Here is a 2,834-nt window from a genome sequence, read left to right as displayed (position 1 = left end):
CCTGCACTTCGCCGGCTCGCCGTCGGCGAGCGTGTTCAATCGCATCGGCCACGTGCTCGACGTGCTCGACGTCGAGCTGGTCACCGACGAGACGACCTGACCCAGCGCGACCGTGTGTGCACGGCCACGACCGGAGGATCCATCCGTGGCGACACCCCAGCAGGCCCGGCCAGGCCGCCGACCGGCACGCCGAGGGTCCGTCCGCCTACCCGAACGTGGTCGGGATCGGCACGCAGCCGGTCGACGAGACGTCCGCAGGCACCGACGACGGGCACGCGGTCGCCGTGTACGTCACCACAAGGTCCCCAGCGCCCAGCTCCGCACCGACGAGCGCCTTCCCGCCTCCGTCGAGGTCTCGACGGCCGGAACGACGACCTGGGTCCCCGTGGTCGTGGTCGAGGTCGGCGCGTTCGACGCCGAGGCGGATGACGCCACCGGGGCGCAGGACCACTTCACCACCGGGTAGCACACAACGACGAGCGGAAGGCAGCACCATGCCGGAGCCAGAGGCGACCCGCCTCGACGAGCGGGTCAGCAACATCGCAGAGATCGAGACCGGGGAGGAGCCACCCGAGGTCGCCGACGCGGACGATGCCGTCGAGCCCGCCGGCGAGGTCGAGAACGTAACCGGCTATGAGATGCCCGGCCCGCCGCCGGCGCCGGAGATGGGCGGCTTCGCCCCCGAGTCGGCGCGCGCCGGGGAGGCCACGGCAACGGCCGTCGACCCGATGCTTCTGACCCAGTACCCCGACGTGGGCCTCGCCTCGTTTGGGGGGTTCGCCCAGGAGACCGTCCACGGGCCCGACGACCGGCGCCAGATCACCGCGACCGGCTCGTACCCATGGCGGGTACACGCCTCGCTGCTGATCACAGCCGCCGACGGCTCGAACTGGATCGGCACCGCCTGGTTCATCAGCCCCCGCGTGCTGATCACCGCCGGGCACTGCGTGTTCATCAAGAACAGCGGCGTGCCCGGCCGGGACGGCTGGGTGGTCCGGATGCGCGTCATCCCGGGACGCAACGGCACCGAGAAGCCGTTCGGCGAGGCGCCGGCGACCGAGTTCCACTCGGTGCGTGGTTGGACCGAGAACGGCGACGAAGAGTACGATTACGGCGCGATCGTCCTGGAGGAGCCCTTGGGCCGACAGGCGGGATGGCTCGGCTTCGGCCGCTACACCGACACCGACCTGACCACCGTCGTCGCCAACATCTCCGGCTATCCCGGGGACAAGCCGCCGGGCACCCAGTGGTACGCGGCACGGCGCGTGGACTCGGTGTCGTCACGCAAGGTGCGCTACGACATCGACACCGCCGGTGGACAGTCCGGGGCGGCGGTCTACCGGATCAGGGACGGCCAGCGCTTCGCCATCGCGGTCCACGCCTACGGCGGCGCCACCGTGAACTCGGGCACCCGCATCAACGGGCCGGCGTTCGACAACATCCAGCACTGGAAGAAGCACGGGGACGGCTAGGACCGCGCCGTGCTGATCCGCGGCACCGTGACCGACGCCGACGGCGTCCCGATCGAGTGGGCGACCGTGTGGTTCGCGGGGGGTGACCACCCCACGCCCGACATCGCCGCTGTCACCGACGCGTCCGGGGCGTTCACCCTGACCGCGCCGGCACCGGGGACCTACCGCGTGGGCTGCCGCGCCGAGGCGCACGGGCAGGTCGAGGTCACGGTCGACGTCACCGAGGACGTCGACCTCACCATCACGCTGCCCCGCGACACGCCGTCGGCCTGACGAGAGGAACAGTCGTGACCACGATCGTCGACATCCACTGCCACACGTTCAACGCCGACGACCTGCCGGTCCACGGGTTCCTGCAGAAGGTTGCATTCGACGACCGCCTGTTCACCAGCGAGATCGCCGCCCTGGTGGACGTGTCCTGCAGGGCGGCGCGCCGGGCTACGTTGCCGAGAACGCGCGCCTCGACACGCTGCTCGGCGGTGCGCCGCTGCCGGAGGTCGCGGCTTCGCCGAGGCGGCGCCGGAACCTGCGGCGACGATGGAGACCGACGTGGACCGCATGCTGGCCGAGATCGCGGCGACCGACCCGGAGCTGCTGCACCGTGTCGGCGTCCACCTGGCGAGCGAGGGCGCACCACCGCCCCGTGGCAGCCCGCAGGAGGGTTGCGCTCGACTGGTTCCGAGCCGCCCGACGCGCGGTGCGGTGGGCGAGGATCTACGGGTCGTACCGGCTGGACAACACGGCGACGCTGCTCAACCTGTTCCCCGGTCGGGTCGACCTGGCCGTCTCGATGCTCGTCGACCTGGGCATGGGGCTGTCGGACACGGCTGCGACGACCCAGCGCCAACAGGTCGAGCTGCAGGAGAAGATCAGCAGGCTGAGCCTGCAGGGCAAGCTGCCCGCCGGCGCACAGGGTGACGTGCTCGGCTTCGTCGGGTTCGACCCGCGCCGCGAGCTGCGGGCCCGTCGGGTCGGCGACATCGACACGCCGCTGGCAGTCGTGGCCGACGCCGTCGCACGCTACGGGTTCGTGGGCGTCGAGCTGTACCCGCCGATGGGGTTCCTGCCGCTGGGCAACGCGGGTGCGGGCGTCCCCGCCGTTCGGCTCACCGAGCAACTGGGCGCTCGTCCTGGCCGGGTTCGACGACCTCCACTTCAACCTCGGGCACTTCGGTGGCACCGACGACGCACAGGAGCCCTGGCGGACCGGCATCGCACGGCTCGCCGCCCAACACCCCCATGTGTACGCCGAGGTCAGCAACCACCGCATCGACCGTGCCGATGTGCGCACGCGCTACGTGCAGATCCTGGAGCGGGTGTTCGCCGACCCGGCGACCGCGATCATGGCCGACCGGCTGATGT

At 71.3% G+C, this 2,834-nt stretch carries 3 protein-coding genes; all 3 read left to right on the top strand.

Going from position 1 to position 2,834, the window contains the following annotated elements:
• Nucleotides 1–494: 494 nt before the first annotated feature.
• Nucleotides 495–1,472, top strand: coding sequence for a hypothetical protein (locus tag VK923_17840; GenBank protein HSJ46543.1), 978 nt, complete (start codon nt 495–497; stop codon nt 1,470–1,472).
• Between the two features lie 9 nt (nt 1,473–1,481).
• A complete protein-coding gene (locus VK923_17835) occupies nt 1,482–1,745 on the top strand; it encodes a carboxypeptidase-like regulatory domain-containing protein (protein ID HSJ46542.1) in 264 nt (87 codons plus the stop codon).
• An 809-nt stretch (nt 1,746–2,554) separates the two neighbouring features.
• Nucleotides 2,555–2,834 (top strand): hypothetical protein (locus VK923_17830; GenBank protein HSJ46541.1); only part of this gene is annotated, 280 nt, incomplete at its 3' end.

The sequence above is a fragment of the Euzebyales bacterium genome (assembly GCA_035461305.1).
Classification (GTDB): Bacteria; Actinomycetota; Nitriliruptoria; order Euzebyales; family JAHELV01; genus JAHELV01.
This window is presented reverse-complemented; position numbering and strand designations above follow the sequence as displayed.